We start from the raw sequence: 17,151 nt of genomic DNA on the forward strand, positions 1-17,151 counted from the left end.
AATCGGGGTGGGGTTCAATAGTTCATGGAAGTGCTGGCAGTAACAGACTGTAATTTGAGTTGCGCAGTTGTAAGATGCACAAGTTAGAAGCGACAATGATTTGTTTATAGACAAGGCCGAGGTCGCGCAATGTCAGTTAATGGCACGCGAACCTGATGCTCTCTATTCAAAAAGTGAAGAAGTATCATGACTCGTTCATCACCTAACATGCTCAGGAAAATACCTTCCAGTGTCGACAGTGGTCCTCGGGTTATTTGCAGCGTATCCCCAGGTTTGAACGGTTGAGAGGCCTGCATTACGGGTGGCTTAAAACACCGGGTACGCAGATGCTCGATGACATCGTCCGGGACGATTGCCGGGCCGTGATTGAAGTCGACGAGGCGGCTGACACCGCGGGTAGAACGCAGGGGCGCCCATTTGTCGTCACGGCTCAGATGAATGAAAAGATACCCCGGGAAGAGAGGTTCAAGCGATTGATGGGGTTTGCCATGAATCAGGCGCTCGCTAATAATTTGCGGGCAAAATATAACGTAATTTTGCCGCAATAAATTGATTTGCGCCCGTTCATCCTGACGCGGCTTGCACTGCAAAAGATACCAGTTGGAACCTTGGGTACTCGTCAGCATTCTGGCAAGCTCCGGAATATGGGTTAAGCATGCCTGTTCACGCATCAGCAATGCCACTGCCCCTCCAACGCTTTAGAGTAGGTGGAATTGCGAAAGTGTTAAGTCACTGGAACAGGTGTGTTAATAATGAAGCATGTAATGGGCAAGTAGCGATAGAACATCCAAGTCAATAATTTGGCGTGAGCGCCGCGCAGCTAGTTTAGTTCGCTTTGTCGGACGGCGCTCAAATAGAACTCTTGATCGAAAGTGTAAAGGTTACTTAACGCTATCAGTGATATCGATGTGTCATCAGATCGTTGCGACGGGCAAAGCTACCGCAGGGTCCGAACTCTCGGTCCTATGAAAAATAAACACTGTCTATCGTGAACTTAATCGCTGGGGGCTGACGTATATCTATTAAAGGAATTACATCTTTTTATACGTCGACCCTGTTAGGTATCGACCACTCCAGACGGCCTGTCAAATGTCACTAGTCAAAAATATAGCCTTCTGTCCAGTAATCTATTAAAAGCCCTCAAGCCGTTGTTTTAACGGGCCATTTTTTTTGACACACACAGAGTACTTGCTGAAACCGACCGGCAGACAACACACAAAACCCTCCTAAATCAAAAGCGGGCAGATGGCCGTCAAGGGTATTTACTGAAAATAGATCGCACAATACAATGAGAATCGTTATTACTAACTCATCGAGTGCAACGTCTTGAGCCAGCCCCACCCCTTTGCCCGCCGCAAGATCTTCATGAAACGCGCGTTGCCGACGCTCTCCTGCGTTATGTTTGCCAGTCCTCTATGGGCACAGGCACCCCTCGAACTGCCGACCACGGATATTCAGGCGAGCCGCGTCAGCCAAGACACGAGCTACACCACTTCTCACGCCAGCACGGCAAGCAAAAGCAATGTGCCGATCAAGGAAGAGGCGCAATCGGTCAATGTGGTCACCCAACAGACCCTGGCTGACTATCAGGTGCGCTCGCTGGACGACGCGATGAAGTTTGTCAGTGGTGTCAGCCAGGGCAATACCTTGGGCAACTCGCGGGATTCCCTGGTCAAGCGTGGTTTTGGCACCAACGATGACGGCTCGATCCTGCGCGATGGCGTGCGTTCCAATATGGGCCACAACTTCAGCGCCACCACGGATCGTGTGGAAGTGCTCAAAGGGCCTGCTTCAATGCTGTACGGCGCGCTGGAACCCGGCGGATTGATCAACGTGATCAGCAAGAAACCTGAATACACCCAGAGCACAACGCTGAGTGGCTCGGCCTATAGCGAAGGCGGCGGCACCCTGGCCGTAGACACCACCGGGCCTTTGGGAGACACGGGCCTGGCCTATCGCCTGATTGCCGAACGCGGCCATGAGGATTATTGGCGCAACTATGGTGTGAACGAGAGCACCCTGGTCGCGCCATCGCTGAGCTGGACCGGTGATCGCGCCAGCCTGACCCTGAGTTACGAATACAACGATTATTCCAGCCCCTTCGACCGCGGCACCGTGTTCACCAACGGTCATCCGGCTGACATCGACTACGACAAGCGCCTCGACGAACGCTGGGCGAAAAGCGTCGGTATCCGTGAAGTGGCCACCGCGCGTTTCGAGTATCAGCTCAGTGACGATTGGAAAACCCGCGTCACCTACGGCTGGAACAACGACCGCTACAGCCTCTCGATTGCCCAACCGAATGCGTTGACCGGCAACAATCTGCGACGTGCTGCCAACGGCGCTCATTACGACGATGAAACCCGCTACGCCAGTTGGGATTTCATCGGCCAGCAGGACCTGTTCGGCCAACGCCATGACCTGCTGATCGGCGCGGATACTGAAGCGTCCGACCAATTCCGTGGCAAAACCTACCGTAATACCCCGCGGTCAGGCTTCGACATCACCGCGCCAGTTTATGGGCGTTTGGCTGAACCCAGTCTGGTCAGTGCCACGCAAAGTGATCTGAGCAATCAGCTGACCTCAAGCTCCGTGTACTTCAAGGATAACTGGCACCTCGATGACCGCTGGATCCTGGTCCTCGGCGGTCGTCAGCAGCATTACGATCAGTACAGCGATCAGGGCCGAGGCAGCAGCTATACCGTCAACCGCGACGATAATGGCGATGCCTTCGTGCCATTTTTGGGCCTGGTCTACAAAGCCACCGATACCTTGTCGCTGTATGGCAACTACAGCCGTTCGTTCAAGCCCAATACCGAAGTCGACGACGCCGGCCACACCTTCGATCCGGAGGAGGGCCGCAGCTACGAGGTCGGTGCGAAGTACGACCCGCTGCCGGGGCTGAACATCAACCTTGCGCTGTTCGACATCGTCAAGAAAAACGTCGTGACCAGCCAGTCGATCGGTGGCGTCAGCCTTTCGGAGGCGGCGGGCAAGGTCGGTTCACAGGGCCTGGAACTGGACATCACCGGGCGTGTGGCCGAGCGCTGGGACCTTATCGGCACCTACGCCTACACCCACACGGAAATCCTCGACGATCCGGATGACGAGGGTCATCGCCTTGCCGATGCACCCAAGCACACCGCGAGCCTGTACCTCACCCATCACCTGAACGTTCCCACGGAATTCGGGGCCTGGCATACCGGCGCTGGCGCACGTTACGTCGGCGAGCGCGCGGCCAACAACGCCAACGATTTCTGGCTTGGCAGCTACACCGTGGCCGATGCCTTCGTGCGTTGGGAAGCGCCGATGTTCGGCTACAAGACTTCGCTTCAATTTAACGTCGACAACCTGTTCGACAAACAGTACTACCCGTCCTCTACCGGCACCCAACTGGCGGTCAATGTCGGCGAACCGCGTACGGCACGCCTGAGCGCCAGTGTGACGTTCTGATCCTTTTGCATTGAGACGCCCCCGTTTCGCTGGTTTTGTACCGGTCGGAACGAGGGGCGCCTCATGTAATCCCCGACGAAATCTCTATCGTTCGCCGCCAAACCCAATGATTGCTTTGGTTTCCAGATATTCCTCGAAACCGTAGACACCATACTCACGACCGTTACCCGATCGCTTGTAGCCGCCGAATGGAGCCATTGGATCCCAGGCAGGGTAATTCAGATGCACTTGTCCGGCGCGGATGCGAGCGGCAACGGCACGTGCGAGATCAAGGTTCTGGGCCTGAACATGGGCACCCAGCCCGTATACCGTGTCGTTTGCGATAGCGACCGCCTCATCGATCGTTTCATACGGAATGATGCACAGCACCGGACCAAAAATTTCTTCTTGAGCGATCCGCATGGCGGAATCGACTTCGGAGAAAACAGTCGGTCGGGTATAGAAGCCTTTTTCAAAGCCCTGCACACGTCCTGGTCCACCGCAAACGAGTTTTGCGCCGTCATTCAGGCCGGCCTCGATCATTGCTTGCACGCGATTGAACTGTGCCTCGTTGGCAATGGGGCCCAGCACCGTCTCTTCCAAACGCGGGTCACCCACGATGATTGCATTGGCAGTTGCGGCAGCCAGCGATTCGACCTCCGCCAGCCTGTCCTTTGGAACGATCATTCTTGTCGGGGCGCTGCACGATTGTCCGACGTTGCGAAACGCAGACATCACTCCCAGCGGGACGGCTTTGGCGAAATCGGCGTCGGGCAGCAGGACGTTCGGGGACTTGCCCCCCAACTCTTGCGTGACGCGTTTCACCGTATGGGCGGCCGCCTGGGCGACCAGTGCGCCCGCGCGGTTTGAGCCGGTAATCGAAATCATATCGACATCCGGGTGCGCCGCCATGGCTGCGCCGACCTCGGAACCACTTCCATTCACAAGGTTGAAAACGCCCGGTGGAAGGCCTGCGTCATGCACCAGTTGTGCGAAAAGAAGGGCGCTCAATGGCGACAGTTCGCTTGGTTTCAAGACCACTGTGCAGCCGGCAGCAATAGCCGGGGCGACTTTTGCTGTGATTTGATAAAGCGGCCAGTTCCACGGAGTGATGAGACCGCAGATGCCGATGGGTTCGCGTTCAATCGCGGTACTGCCTTCAATGGTTTGGAAACGATAACTGGACAGCAGATCCCGTGCGACCCGAACGTGTTCAGCCGCGAGGGGCACTTGCATTGCCCGTGCGGAACCGATGGCCGCGCCCATTTCGAGAGAGATCGCCTGGGCAAGCACTTCTTTTCGTTCAAGGATCAGGTCATAGATCTTTCCAAGGAAAAGCGCGCGTGATGCCGCCGAGGTGGCAGACCAGCCAGGAAACGCTGCACGAGCCGCAGCGACTGCCCGATCAACATCCTCGGCAGACCCCTGCGCGACGTGCGCAACAACCTCTTCAGTTGCGGGATTGACCACCGGCAAACTGGCCGGGATTGCCGGGGAGGACCAACAGCCATTGATATAAAACTTGTGAGACGTTTGCGCATCAACGCTGTAGCTATACGAAGATTGTGTGGTCATCCTACTAGCTCCTTAGAGCGGTAATTAGGCACTGCGAGCAGCAGAGGGTGGGCTTTCTTGCGACCTTGCAAGGCTGCCGATTCTTCTCAATAAGCTAACAAAGCAGGCCAGACAAAATATGCCGTTGTTTAAGGCTGCAAAGGACAATCTGCTGTATCTGCGAGGCTAACCGTGCACTACTCGTTTTACGTCAATAACCGGCTGGTAAAGCTTCTTGTTGGTGATCGCTAGTCGATAGCTTTTAGTAAGCAGAGCAAACTGCTTGATTGCGTCAGTTGATTGCGCTGGAACTGCGCGCGAAGCATTCGCGGCACTCTGTCGATAAATCATGCTGGACCGCTTTGTCAGGGTTGCAATCCACGCATTCTTCGAGGGACGCACTCATCTTGTTTCGCAGCCTGGGCTCTGCGGCACGTTGCATTATGCAGGGCTCGCCAGCGCACCATAACTGCCCGAGAAGGCACAGAAACAGAGGTGAAACGCCCGAGTCTGGAGCGTCCCGCAAAGTCTGCTGAGCAATCCCTGCAAAACGGTGGTTTGTGCCAAGCAACCTATACTTTTAACGATTTATGCACGGTCTCATGATGTTGTAATGAACTCGTGATGCAGCGTTACCCCGATGCTTCTCGAACGGAGTAACTGCTTGCCCCGTCATGACCTCAACCATCATTCAGGACTGCACTCATGAGCTTTCTTCGACCCAAGTTTATTACCTTCGACTGCTACGGCACGTTGACCAACTTTCAAATGGGAAACATGACCCGCGAGCTGTTCGCCGATCGTGTCCCTGCCGGGCAAATGGATCAGTTCGTCAAGGACTTCTCCGCCTATCGTCTGGATCAAGTGATGGGTGACTGGCGGCCGTATGATGAGATTATCAAGACCTCTCTGGCGCGGGTCTGCAAGCGTTGGGGCATCGAGTACAAAGGCGAAGGCCAACTCTACTACGACGCCGTACCAACGTGGGGCCCACATGCCGACGTGCCGGCCGGCCTGGCGAAAATCGCCGACAAAATTCCGCTGGTGATTTTCTCCAACGCGATGGACGAGCAGATCATGTCCAACGTCGACAAGCTCGGCGCGCCCTTCCACAAGGTCTTCACCGCCCAGCAAGCCCAGGCCTACAAGCCGCGCCTGGCTGCCTTCGAGTTCATGCTCGATAACCTCGGCTGCGGGCCGGAGGATGTTCTGCATGTGTCTTCAAGCTTCCGCTATGACTTGATGCCGGCCCACGACATGAAGATCAAGAACAAAGCCTTCGTTGCCCGTGGTCACGAGCAGCCGGCGAATGCGGTCTATGGCTACCACCAAATCCCCGATATCGGCGGTTTGGCCGGTTTGGTCGGTCTCTGAGTCTCAGGGCACTCTTCAAGGTAAAAGGGGTTAGACATGGGCAGTGAGTCCTATTGGCTCGATACCGCACCGGTATTCACCGGTGCCCAGCTCGGTGCGTTGCCTGGGCAGGTCGATGTGGCCATCGTCGGTGGTGGTCTCACCGGTCTGGCGGCGGCCCGCGCCCTGGCCTTGAAGGGGGCCAGTGTGGTGGTGCTGGAAGCGGGGCGGGTAATTGGCGAGGCGTCAGGGCGCAATGGCGGTCAGTGCAACACCGGCGTTGCCCAGGACTACGCGGCACTCAGCGCCAGCCTCGGCGCTGATAAAGCGCGAGCCTATTACCGGGCCTATGAAAGCGCCGTGCAGAGTGTCGTCTCGCTGGTAGAGCAGGAGCAGATTGCCTGCGACTTCAAGCGCAATGGCAAGCTCAAACTGGCCGCCAAACCGATGCATTACGAAGGCTTGGCGCGCACTTGCGAACTGATTCGGCGGGAGGTCGATGCCGAGGTCGAGTTGCTGTCTGCGCAAGAGGCCCGTGCTGAAGTCAACTCGGCCCAGTTCCATGGAGGCTTGCTGCAGCGCAACGGCGTGCAGATGCATGTCGGGCGCTTCGGTGTCGGTCTGGCCGAGGCGGCGGCACGTCACGGTGCGTTGATCTTCCAGGGCGTGTCGGTGACGGACTGGAAAGCCCGTGCTGGTGGCTATCAGGTCAACACCACCAAGGGCTCGCTGCATGCCAAACAGGTTCTGCTGGCTACCGGCACGTGCCAGCAGGGCGGATTGGGTTGGTATCGGCGGAGGATCGTGCCGGTGGGCAGTTTCGTGATCGCCACCGAGGTGCTACCGCAGGCCCTGATCGACAGCTTGCTGCCGGCACGGCGTTCCTATGTCACCAGCCGCATGATCGGTAACTACTTCCGCCTGACGCCGGACAACCGCTTGCTGTTTGGCGGCCGTGCACGGTTTGCCATGTCTGACAGCGTTTCCGACGCCAAGAGCGGCAAAGTGTTGCAAGCAGCGATGGTGCAGATGTTCCCGCAGTTGGCTGGCGTGAAGATCGATTATTGCTGGGGCGGGTTGGTGGACATGACCTCTGATCGTTTGCCACGGGCCGGCCAGCATGGAGGCGTTTATTACTCCATGGGTTACAGCGGTCATGGGGTACAGATGTCGGTGCACATGGGGCAGGTCATGGCCGAGGTCATGGCCGGCAAGGTCGAAGCCAATCCGTGGCGCGAACTCGACTGGCCGGCCATCCCCGGGCATTTCGGCAAACCCTGGTTCCTGCCCCTGGTCGGTGCGTATTACCGCCTGCAGGACTACCTACACTGAGTTCAAGGTATTTGCTTTACGTTTCAACCACACACCATTTATCGCGCGCACTCGAGCCTTATCACTTTTCGAAAGGTAGAACTGACATGACTGACAACAAAAATAGTATCGACTCCCAGTTGATCACAGGGGAAGAAAGTCTGCGCATTTTCGAAGGGCTCAATCGCGGCATGTCACGCCGCAATGCATTGCAAATGCTGGGGTTGGCCGGGGTGGCTGTCGCGGGCGCCAGTAGTCTGTTCGGCGCTGCCGGCAAGCTGTTTGCCGATGAAGAAGCCGCAACCCCTGGCAAAGGAAAACCAGGCGGACGGATTCGCGTTGCCGGTCAGACCTCTTCCACCGCCGACACCCTCGATCCGGCCAAGGGCTCATCGTCAACCGACTACGTGCGCCATTACATGTTCTACAACGGCCTGACGCGTTTCGACAGCCATATGGTCCCGCAGCTGGAGTTGGCCGAGCGCATTGAAACCACTGATGCCACGCTCTGGGTCATCACCCTGCGCAAGGAAGTGGTCTTCCACAACGGCAAGGCCCTGACAGCCGCCGATGTGGTGTTTTCTCTGTTGCGGCACAAGGATCCAATCACCGGTTCCAAGGTCCTGCCGCTGGCGTCGCAGTTCGCCGAAGTCAAGGCCAACGGCACCCATGAAGTGCAGATACAGTTGAGCGGCCCAAATGCTGAGCTGCCATCGGTTCTTGCCATCTCTCACATGTTGATCGTTCCCGAGGGTACGAGCGATTTCAGCCAGGGCATCGGTACCGGTCCGTTCAAGGCCAAGGAGTTCAAGCCCGGGGTGCGTTCGATTGGTGTGCGCAATACCAATTACTGGAAACCCGGCTTGCCGTATCTGGACGAGATCGAATTTATCGCCATTGCCGACGAGCCGTCGCGGATTAACGCCCTGTTATCGGGCGACGTACAAATCGTCAACGAGGTTAACCCGCGCTCAACGATCCGCATCAAGGCCAGCACCAAGCACCGGGTCGTGGACTCGCCGTCGGGTAACTACACCGACCTGATCATCCGTCAGGACCAGTTGCCGGGCAAAAGCCCGGAGTTCACCCAGGCTATGAAATTGTTACTGGACCGGGAACAGATCAAGTCGGCGATATTCCGTGGCTTCGCCAGGGTCGGCAACGATCACCCGATCGCACCCGGTGCACGCTTCTACAACGCCGATCTCCCACAACGTACCTACGATCCGGAAAAAGCCAGGTTCCTGCTCAAAAAGGCAGGTATGGAAAATATCAGCATGCCGCTGATGTGCTCGCCGGCCGCGACCGGTTCGGTGGACATCGCCGTGTTGCTGCAGCAGTCAGCCAAAGAGGCCGGGCTCAAGCTCGACGTCAACCGCCTGCCGGCCGATGGCTACTGGTCCAATCACTGGGCGAAGCACCCGCTGAGCTTCGGCAACATCAACCCGCGGCCCAATGCCGACATGCTTTTCTCGCAGTTCTTCCAGTCCAGCGCACCCTGGAACGAATCGGGCTGGAAGAACGATCAGTTCGATCAGTTGCTGATACTCGCCCGCGGTGAAACCGACGAGGCCAAGCGCGGCAAGATGTACGCAGATTTGCAAACCCTGGTGCATGAACACAGCGGTATCGGCATTCCGGTGTTCATCAGCAACATCGATGGCGTCGACCAGCGCGTCAAAGGCTATGGCACCAACCCCCTGGGCGGTTTCATGGGGTACATGTTCTCCGAGCAGGTCTGGCTGGACGCTTGATGAAAGTCGGGTTTTTGCTGCAGCGATATTGCATGAGGATAGGGTGATGAATAGCAACACACTGTGGTTGATCGGCCGGCGCCTGGGCGCGGCGATCGTGACCTTGTTGATTGTGTCCATGGTGGTTTTCGCCATCACGGCGGTGCTGCCGGGGGACGCGGCGCAACAGTCTCTGGGGCAGTTCGCCACGCCGGAACAAGTGGCAGCCTTGCGCCTGAAAATGGGGCTGGATCAGCCTGGTGTGTTGCGCTACCTGCACTGGTTGATGAGCCTGCTCAGCGGTGACATGGGGCTGTCCGTTTCCAACGCCATGCCGGTCAGCGAGTTGATGGCCGGGCGGGTGCCGAACACCCTGATGCTGGCGGCCGCTACGGCGCTGGTATCAGTACCGGTGGCGTTGATCCTGGGCATCGGTTCGGCGATGGGGCGGGGCGGGCGCATCGACGGTTTCCTCAGCTTTTTGACCTTGACCATGGTAGCGGTGCCGGAGTTTCTGGTGGCGACCCTGGCGGTGCTGATATTCGCGGTGAATCTGGGCTGGTTGTCGGCGCTGTCGTACGCCAGTGACATCACTTCCCCCTGGCAATTCATGCGCACTTACGCGTTGCCGGTTATGACGCTGTGCTGCGTCATCGTCGCGCAAATGGCACGCATGACCCGGGCGGCGGTGATCGATCAGCTCGACAGTCCTTACGTGGAAATGGCCCGGCTCAAAGGCGTGAGCAAGATGCGGATCGTCCTGCGCCATGCCTTGCCCAATGCCATCGGGCCGATTGCCAATGCCATCGCCCTGAGCCTTTCTTACCTGTTGGGCGGGGTGGTGATCGTCGAGACGATCTTCAACTATCCCGGCATCGCCAGCCTCATGGTCGATGCAGTGACCAACCGCGACATGGCACTGGTTCAAGCCTGCACCATGTTGTTTTGTACGGCGTATCTGACGTTGGTGCTGATTGCCGACCTGTGCGCGATTCTTTCCAATCCGAGGCTGAGAAATCAATGAACAATCTCATTGTGAAATCGCCGGCTACTACCAAATTAGCGCTGGGCAAGGTTTCCCACGGATCGTCCTGGCTCGGCCTGATCGGCGCCTCGATGTGTGTGATCTGGTTGCTGGTCGCCATCTTCGGCCCGTGGCTGGCGCCACATCCGGTTGGGGAAGTGGTCTCTGATAATGTCTTTGACAACCTGAGTGCTGCTTACCCGTTCGGCACCGATTACCTGGGCCGTGACATGCTCAGCCGGATCCTCGTCGGCGCACGCTTCACCGTTGGCCTGGCATTGGTGGCCGCGGTAATGGCCAGCGGCCTGGGGACCAGCTTCGCGTTGCTGTCGGTGGTTTCACCAAAGTGGCTGGATGAGCTGATCAGTCGCCTGATGGACGCCTTCATTTCGATCCCCAGCAAGATGCTGGCGCTGATCATGGTCTCGGCCTTCGGCTCCTCGGTCACCTTGCTGATCTGCACGGCGGTATTGAGCTTCACCCCGGGCGCGTTCCGTATCGCCCGCAGCATGGCGGTGAATATCGAAGCGCTGGAATACGTGCAAGTGGCCCGTACTCGCGGCGAGCGTCGGCTGTACATCGCCTGCGTGGAAATCCTGCCGAACATGCTCAACCCGGTACTGACGGACCTGGGCTTGCGCTTCGGTTTCATCGTCCTGCTGCTCAGCGGCATGAGCTTCCTGGGCCTGGGTGTGCAACCGCCGGATGCCGACCTCGGGTCGCTGGTGCGCGAGAACATCGGCGGTCTCAACCAAGGGGCGCCGGCCATCGTGATTCCGGCTTTGGCCATCGGCACCCTGACCATCGGTGTGAATCTGTTTATCGACCGGCTGTCGTCGCGACGTAGTCGACGTTCGGGAGGCCATTGAAATGAGCGAATTGATTCGAGTCCAGGACCTGCGAGTAGTCGCCTGTGGCGAACTCGGCGAGGTGGAGATCGTCAAGGGCGTCAGCTTCTCCCTGCAAAAGGGTGAAGTGCTGGCATTGATCGGTGAGTCTGGTTCCGGCAAGACCACCATCGCCCTGGCATTGCTCGGTTATGCCCGGCGTGGTTGTCGGCTGGCAGGTGGCGTGGTGCAAATCGGCGAACACGACATGCTGGCGTTGAGCGAAAGCGAGCTGCAAGGCCTGCGCGGCAATCGGGTGTCGTACATCGCGCAAAGCGCTGCGGCAGCGTTCAACCCGGCGAAAAAACTCATCGACCAAGTGGTGGAGGGCGCGTTGATTCATGGTCTGGGCAGCCGGGCTGTGCTTGAGGCCAAGGCCATCGAGTTGTTCCGCGACCTGGCCCTGCCAGACCCCGATCGCATTGGCCAGCGCTACCCGCATCAGGTCTCCGGCGGGCAACTGCAACGGGTGATGGCGGCCATGGCACTGATCAGCGATCCACTGCTGGTGGTGCTCGACGAACCGACCACGGCACTCGATGTGACGACCCAGATCGACGTGCTGCGTGCCTTCAAACGGGTGGTGCGCGAACGTGGCGCGACGGCAGTCTATGTATCCCACGACCTCGCTGTGGTCGCGCAGATGGCTGATCAGATCGTGGTGCTCAATGGTGGCGAAATCTTCGAACAGAGTGCCACGGCGCCATTGCTCAAAGCCCCGGCCCACGAATACACCCGCAGCTTGCTGGCGGCAGCACGGCCGGACACCACGATCCGTCCACCCTGCGGTATCGCTGAAGACACGCCTTTACTGACTATCCAGGGCCTGACCGCCGGTTATGGCAACAAGAACGCGCAAGGCATGCCGGCCATTCGCGTGCTGGAAGACATCGACCTGACGGTTCGCAGAGGCCAGGCCATCGGCGTGATCGGTGAGTCGGGCTCTGGCAAGTCAACCCTGGCACGGGTGGTGGCCGGATTGTTGGAGCCCGCTCTCGGCGGCCTGACCTTCGATGGCCAACCCTTGGGTGGCAGCCTGTCGTCGCGCACCGACGAGCAGTTCCGACGCATTCAAATGGTCTTCCAGAATGCCGACACCGCACTCAACCCGATGCACAGTGTCAGCACCATTCTGAGTCGCCCGCTGAAGATGTACTTCGGCCTTAAGGGGGCCGCGCTGCGTGAACGTATCGGCGAGCTACTGGATCTGGTGCGCTTGCCGCGAACCATGGCTGAACGCCGCCCGAACGAACTCTCCGGCGGGCAAAAGCAACGGGTCAATCTGGCCCGGGCCCTGGCAGCCAAACCAGATCTGATTCTGTGCGATGAAGTGACCTCGGCGCTGGATACCGTGGTCGGTGCGGCGATTCTCGAACTGTTGCGCGACCTGCGTCAGCAACTGGGCGTGTCCTATCTGTTCATCAGCCATGACATCTCCACCGTGCGAGCGCTGTGCGACGACATTGTGGTGATGTACAGCGGCCACAAGATTCAGGCCGGCACTCGCCAGTCGTACGCTGAGGCGCCGTTCCATCCTTACACCGACCTGTTGATCCACTCGGTGCCGGAGTTGCGCCAGGGCTGGCTGGAAGGCTGTGGAACAACGACCTGCGGCACGCTACCGCCCATTGGGGCAAAAGCCAATGTGCCTGGGCTGTGCACTTTCCTCAATCGTTGCCCGGTGCGGGTTGACGGCCTGTGCAATTGCGTCCCGCCGGACCGTCGGTTGATTGTTGGCGGCAGTGAAGTCCTTTGTCATCACGACAGTGCCGAGTTGCTGAAAACCCAGAAGGATTCCAACAGCATGAACGCAGGAGCCTATGCATGAACGGGCGTTTCGTAAGGCTGGCCGAACAGGGCCGGCCCACCATCAAACTGCAGGTAGACGGCAAGCCTATCGAGGCGCTGCAGGGCGATACGCTGATGGTCGCGTTGCTGACTCAGGGCTCGGCGTTGCGCCAATCGGAATTCGACTCGGGCCGGCGCGCCGGCTTCTGTCTGATGGGCGCGTGTCAGGACTGTTGGGTCTGGACCCGCAGCGGCGAGCGTCTGCGCGCCTGTTCCAATGAGGTCCGTGAAGGGCTGGATATTGTCACCACACAACCGGAGGCGATATGGCCACTGCGCGGATAGTCATTGTCGGTGCCGGGCCGGCCGGCATACGTTGTGCCGAAACCCTGGTCGCCGCTGGTTTCAAGCCCATCCTGATTGACGAGAATCGCCGGGATGGCGGGCAGATCTACCGTCGCCAGCCCGAAGGTTTTACCCGTGATTACGCCACCCTGTATGGCACCGAAGCCGCCAAGGCCAACGACCTGCACCAGAGCTTCGACCGCTTGCGCCGGCAGATCGACTATCGCCCGGACACGCTGGTATGGAACCTGACGCCGGGGCAATTGTGCTGTGTCAGCCAGGGCAAGCATTCGACAGTGGATTACGACGCGCTGATCCTGTGCACGGGCGCCACCGACCGTTTGATGCCGATCGAAGGCTGGCAATTGGCGGGCACTTACAGCCTCGGCGGGGCGCAGATCGCGCTCAAGTCCCAGGCCGTGTCCATCGGCCATCGCGTGGTGTTCATGGGCAGCGGGCCGTTGCTGTATTTGGTCGCCAGTCAATATGTGAAAGCCGGGGCCAAGGTCGCGGCGGTGCTCGACACCTCGCCATTGAGCAAGCGAATTGGCGCATTGCCCAAGCTGTTGGCGCGCCCCGGATTGCTGTTCACCGGGATGAAACTGCTGGCGCAGCTCTATCGAGCGAAAATTCCGGTGCACCTGGGCATTTCGCCGCTTCAAGTGCTGGGTGATGCGGCCAACGGTGTCAGTGGCGTACGCGTGCGCACGGCGAGCGGTGAGACTTTGACGGTGGATTGCGATGCCGTGGCGTTGGGTTATCACTTGCGCCCGGAAACCCAACTGGCCGACCTGGCCGGTTGCCGTATGCGCTTTGACGAGGCTTCCAGCCAATGGTGGCTGGCCGTCGATGAAGACGGTCGGACCTCGGTCAGCGGTGTATATGCCGCCGGCGACGGTTCGAAAATTCGCGGTGCCGATGCCGCCGAGCACACCGGAAGGCTAGTGGCCATGGCGCTGCTGGAGGATCTTCAGCAACCGGTGAACATCGGGTTGCGCGACGAACAACGGCACGCGCTGGCGGTAATGGATCAGTTTCGTCTCGGCCTGGCCCAGGCGTTTCCCTGGCCGGCGGCGCAAGCCAAAGCGTTGCCGGACACGGCCATCGTCTGCCGCTGCGAAATGATCAGCGCGGGCGAATTGCGTGCCGTGGTCCGGGAAAAAGGCGCTTGTGAAGTCAACCGGGCCAAGGCGTTCAGCCGGGTCGGCATGGGCCGCTGCCAGGGGCGTTATTGCTCCCAGGCCGGGGCTGAAGTGATTGCCGCGGCCGCCGGCGTTTGCGTGGAACAGGTCGGTCGTCAGCGCGGTCAGGCACCGGTCAAACCCCTTTCGATGCTCACCGAGGAGGTGTCGTCATGACGCTACACAAAGCCGATGTCGTGATTGTCGGCGGCGGCCTGATGGGCTCGGCGGCGGCGTTTTTCCTGCGCCAGCGCGGGCAGTCGGTGATTCTGCTGGAACGCGACCAGATCGGTCAGTACGCCAGCGGCGTGAACTTCGGCAACGTGCGACGCCAGGGGCGTTACCTCGGGCAGCTGGAATTGGCCAACCGCTCCTGGGCGCTGTGGAAGCGTCTGCCGGAGCTGATCGACGATGACCTCGAATTCATCGCCAGCGGCCATATGCGGGTGTGTTACCGCGAAGACGAGATCGCCGAGCTGCAAGCCTATGCCGACGCCCCTGAGGCGGAGCAGCTGGACTTGAAAATCTTTCGTGGCGACGAGTTGCACAAGCGTTTTCCGTTCCTCGGCCCTGATGTGAAGGGCGGTTCTTATGCGCCCCACGATGGCCATGCGAACCCGCGTCTGGCGGCCCCGGCGTTTGCCCGGGCAGCACGACGCCTTGGCGCGCGGATTGAAGAGCGTACTGAAGTGGCCGAGGTGCAGAAGGTCGGCGGCGAGTTCAGCATCAACACCACCGACGGCCGTCAGTTCAGCGCCGAGCGCCTGCTGATTACTGCCGGCGCCTGGGGGCAAAAGCTTTCGGCGCAGTTTGGTGAACCCGTGCCATTGGAAACCCATGGCCCGCAAATGGCCGTGACCGAACCGGTGCCGTACGCCTTGCCGACGGTGATCGGCGTGTACACCAAAATCCCCGAGGAAGTGATCTATTTCCGCCAGATACCCCGCGGCAACATCATCATTGGTGGCGGCTATCGCAGCGAACCGGACATGCTCAACCGCCGGGCCTATGTCGAGCCGCGCAGCATTCTCAATCAAATGGATCAGATGCGTCGGCTGCTGCCGGGTGTCGGTAACCTGAACATCATCCGCGTGTGGAGCGGCATCGAGGGCTACCTGCCCGATTCCCTGCCCGTGATGGGGCCAAGCGGTACGGTTGATGGTTTGTTCTATGCCTTCGGTTTCTCCGGCCATGGCTTCCAACTCGGTCCGGGCGTGGGCGACGTGATGGCCGAACTGATCAGCACCGGCAGCACCAGCACTTCGATTCTACCGTTCTCCATCAACCGGTTCGCTTCTTCAGCCGAGCAACGGAGCAAGGCCTCATGAAAGCCCGCGTACTGGATATTCTCAAACGGCTGATGGCCTTCGACACCGTGTCGTCGGAGTCGAACATGGCCTTGATCGAGTACGTGCGCGATCTGCTGCTGAGCAAGGGCATCGAGTCGTTGATCGTCAAGGATTGCACCGGTAAAAAAGCCAACCTGTTCGCCAGTACCGGTCCAAGGGAAGTGCCGGGGATTTTGCTGTCCGGGCACACCGACGTGGTTCCCGCAGCGGGACAGGCCTGGACCTTCCCGGCGTTTCAGGCGACGGTGCAAGACGGGCGGATTTACGGGCGTGGCAGTTGCGATATGAAGGGCTTTATCGCGCTGGCGATCGACGCCATGCTCGATGCCGCCGACCATTCATTGAACCGGCCATTGCAACTGGCACTGTCCCATGATGAAGAGATCGGTTGCGTCGGTGTGCGGCGTTTACTGGATGTGTTGCACCTGGCGCCGGTGCGGCCGTTTTTGTGCGTGATCGGTGAGCCGACCAACATGCAGTTCGTGCTCGGGCACAAGGGCAAGGGTTCTTACCGCACTTACTGTCGCGGTCTGGAGGCTCATTCATCGCTGGCGCCGCGCTCGGTCAATGCGATTCACGTGGCTTGCGATTTCATCGCTGCACTGCGTCAGAGCCAGCAGCAACTGCAAGAGCAGGGCGCCCAGGATGTGGATTACGACGTGCCCTTCAGTACCGTGCATGTCGGGCAGATTGTCGGCGGCAAGGCGCTGAACATCGTGCCGAACCTGTGCACCCTGGATTTCGAAGTGCGTAACTTGCCGGCGGACGATCTGGATCAGTTTCTGGAACAGATGCGCGAGCGTGCCGAAGTGATTGTGCGCGAAGCTAAAAAGTTGTCCAGCGTGGCGGATATCGAAATTGAAACCCTGAACGTCTATCCCGGTCTCGATACCCACCCGAGTGTCGAGGCGGTGCGTTTTCTGAAGAACTTCGCTGCACCGGATACCGGCACCGCCAAGGTCTCCTTCGGCACCGAGGGCGGGTTGTTCAAACAACGGCTGGATGTGCCGGTGGTGGTCTGTGGCCCAGGCTCGATAGAACAGGCGCACAAGCCTGACGAGTTCATCGAGATCAGCCAGATGGACGCCGGGGAGCACTTCCTGCAAGGGTTGTTGGGCTCGATGCGGGTTTAGAGTTCTGTTTGCCTATGCCGAACACTTGCACACCACGCTTGTGTCTCGGTTATGGCATGAC

Annotated in this window: 13 protein-coding genes; 11 read left to right on the forward strand and 2 right to left on the reverse strand. The window is 59.0% G+C overall.

Annotation, left to right across the window (positions count from 1 at the left end; genetic code table 11):
• Positions 1–104 precede the first annotated feature (104 nt).
• The gene (rfaH, locus tag ACQKPC_RS14835; RefSeq protein ID WP_427625361.1) at positions 105–626 is read right to left on the reverse strand and encodes a transcription/translation regulatory transformer protein RfaH; all 522 of its coding nucleotides are present in this window, start codon (positions 624–626) and stop codon (positions 105–107) included.
• A 700-nt stretch (positions 627–1,326) separates the two neighbouring features.
• On the opposite strand from rfaH, the gene ACQKPC_RS14840 reads away from it, so the two are divergent.
• Positions 1,327–3,453: a TonB-dependent siderophore receptor gene (locus ACQKPC_RS14840; RefSeq protein WP_427625288.1), complete on the forward strand. Its 2,127-nt coding sequence runs from the start codon at positions 1,327–1,329 to the stop codon at positions 3,451–3,453.
• Between the two features lie 84 nt (positions 3,454–3,537).
• Here the strand turns inward: ACQKPC_RS14840 and ACQKPC_RS14845 are convergent, their stop codons facing one another.
• The gene (locus ACQKPC_RS14845) at positions 3,538–5,007 is read right to left on the reverse strand and encodes an aldehyde dehydrogenase family protein (protein ID WP_427625289.1); all 1,470 of its coding nucleotides are present in this window, start codon (positions 5,005–5,007) and stop codon (positions 3,538–3,540) included.
• A gap of 684 nt (positions 5,008–5,691) precedes the next feature.
• Here ACQKPC_RS14845 and ACQKPC_RS14850 point away from each other — a divergent pair.
• From ACQKPC_RS14850 to argE, 10 genes are all read left to right on the forward strand, one after another.
• Positions 5,692–6,360: a haloacid dehalogenase type II gene (locus ACQKPC_RS14850; protein WP_007904415.1), complete on the forward strand. Its 669-nt coding sequence runs from the start codon at positions 5,692–5,694 to the stop codon at positions 6,358–6,360.
• A gap of 36 nt (positions 6,361–6,396) precedes the next feature.
• Entirely contained in the window at positions 6,397–7,671 is a 1,275-nt protein-coding gene (locus tag ACQKPC_RS14855; RefSeq protein ID WP_427625291.1) for an NAD(P)/FAD-dependent oxidoreductase, read from the forward strand.
• An 86-nt stretch (positions 7,672–7,757) separates the two neighbouring features.
• Complete coding sequence (locus tag ACQKPC_RS14860) at positions 7,758–9,404, forward strand: ABC transporter substrate-binding protein (RefSeq protein ID WP_427625292.1); 1,647 nt, start codon at positions 7,758–7,760, stop codon at positions 9,402–9,404.
• Positions 9,405–9,450: 46 nt separating this feature from the next.
• Entirely contained in the window at positions 9,451–10,407 is a 957-nt protein-coding gene (locus ACQKPC_RS14865; protein ID WP_007904412.1) for an ABC transporter permease, read from the forward strand.
• The gene (locus ACQKPC_RS14870) at positions 10,404–11,276 is read left to right on the forward strand and encodes an ABC transporter permease (RefSeq protein WP_427625293.1); all 873 of its coding nucleotides are present in this window, start codon (positions 10,404–10,406) and stop codon (positions 11,274–11,276) included. The genes ACQKPC_RS14865 and ACQKPC_RS14870 overlap by 4 nt, the downstream gene beginning before the upstream one ends.
• Position 11,277: 1 nt before the next feature.
• Positions 11,278–13,122, forward strand: a complete 1,845-nt coding sequence (locus ACQKPC_RS14875) for an ABC transporter ATP-binding protein (protein WP_427625295.1) — start codon at positions 11,278–11,280, stop codon at positions 13,120–13,122.
• Positions 13,119–13,427 carry a (2Fe-2S)-binding protein gene (locus tag ACQKPC_RS14880; protein WP_007904408.1) on the forward strand — a complete coding sequence of 103 codons (309 nt, stop codon included), beginning with the start codon at positions 13,119–13,121 and terminating at the stop codon, positions 13,425–13,427. Before ACQKPC_RS14875 ends, ACQKPC_RS14880 begins: the two co-directional genes overlap by 4 nt.
• Complete coding sequence (locus tag ACQKPC_RS14885; RefSeq protein WP_427625297.1) at positions 13,409–14,785, forward strand: FAD-dependent oxidoreductase; 1,377 nt, start codon at positions 13,409–13,411, stop codon at positions 14,783–14,785. Before ACQKPC_RS14880 ends, ACQKPC_RS14885 begins: the two co-directional genes overlap by 19 nt.
• A complete protein-coding gene (locus ACQKPC_RS14890) occupies positions 14,782–15,936 on the forward strand; it encodes an NAD(P)/FAD-dependent oxidoreductase (RefSeq protein WP_427625299.1) in 1,155 nt (384 codons plus the stop codon). The genes ACQKPC_RS14885 and ACQKPC_RS14890 overlap by 4 nt, the downstream gene beginning before the upstream one ends.
• Positions 15,933–17,090, forward strand: a complete 1,158-nt coding sequence (gene argE, locus ACQKPC_RS14895; RefSeq protein WP_427625300.1) for an acetylornithine deacetylase — start codon at positions 15,933–15,935, stop codon at positions 17,088–17,090. The genes ACQKPC_RS14890 and argE overlap by 4 nt, the downstream gene beginning before the upstream one ends.
• Positions 17,091–17,151 lie beyond the last annotated feature (61 nt).

The organism is Pseudomonas sp. NPDC089918, assembly GCF_050280605.1.
Classification (GTDB): domain Bacteria; phylum Pseudomonadota; class Gammaproteobacteria; order Pseudomonadales; family Pseudomonadaceae; genus Aquipseudomonas.

What these genes read in the sequence shown, in the direction of transcription:
- ACQKPC_RS14860 (WP_427625292.1), top strand. Translation starts at nt 7,758, where the DNA reads ATGACTGACAACAAAAATAGTATCGACTCCCAGTTGATCACAGGGGAA.
- ACQKPC_RS14850 (WP_007904415.1), top strand. Translation starts at nt 5,692, where the DNA reads ATGAGCTTTCTTCGACCCAAGTTTATTACCTTCGACTGCTACGGCACG.
- ACQKPC_RS14880 (WP_007904408.1), top strand. Translation starts at nt 13,119, where the DNA reads ATGAACGGGCGTTTCGTAAGGCTGGCCGAACAGGGCCGGCCCACCATC.
- ACQKPC_RS14885 (WP_427625297.1), top strand. Translation starts at nt 13,409, where the DNA reads ATGGCCACTGCGCGGATAGTCATTGTCGGTGCCGGGCCGGCCGGCATA.
- ACQKPC_RS14890 (WP_427625299.1), top strand. Translation starts at nt 14,782, where the DNA reads ATGACGCTACACAAAGCCGATGTCGTGATTGTCGGCGGCGGCCTGATG.
- ACQKPC_RS14875 (WP_427625295.1), top strand. Translation starts at nt 11,278, where the DNA reads ATGAGCGAATTGATTCGAGTCCAGGACCTGCGAGTAGTCGCCTGTGGC.
- ACQKPC_RS14845 (WP_427625289.1), bottom strand. Translation starts at nt 5,007, where the DNA reads ATGACCACACAATCTTCGTATAGCTACAGCGTTGATGCGCAAACGTCT.
- ACQKPC_RS14865 (WP_007904412.1), top strand. Translation starts at nt 9,451, where the DNA reads ATGAATAGCAACACACTGTGGTTGATCGGCCGGCGCCTGGGCGCGGCG.
- ACQKPC_RS14855 (WP_427625291.1), top strand. Translation starts at nt 6,397, where the DNA reads ATGGGCAGTGAGTCCTATTGGCTCGATACCGCACCGGTATTCACCGGT.
- argE (WP_427625300.1), top strand. Translation starts at nt 15,933, where the DNA reads ATGAAAGCCCGCGTACTGGATATTCTCAAACGGCTGATGGCCTTCGAC.
- ACQKPC_RS14870 (WP_427625293.1), top strand. Translation starts at nt 10,404, where the DNA reads ATGAACAATCTCATTGTGAAATCGCCGGCTACTACCAAATTAGCGCTG.
- rfaH (WP_427625361.1), bottom strand. Translation starts at nt 626, where the DNA reads ATGCTGACGAGTACCCAAGGTTCCAACTGGTATCTTTTGCAGTGCAAG.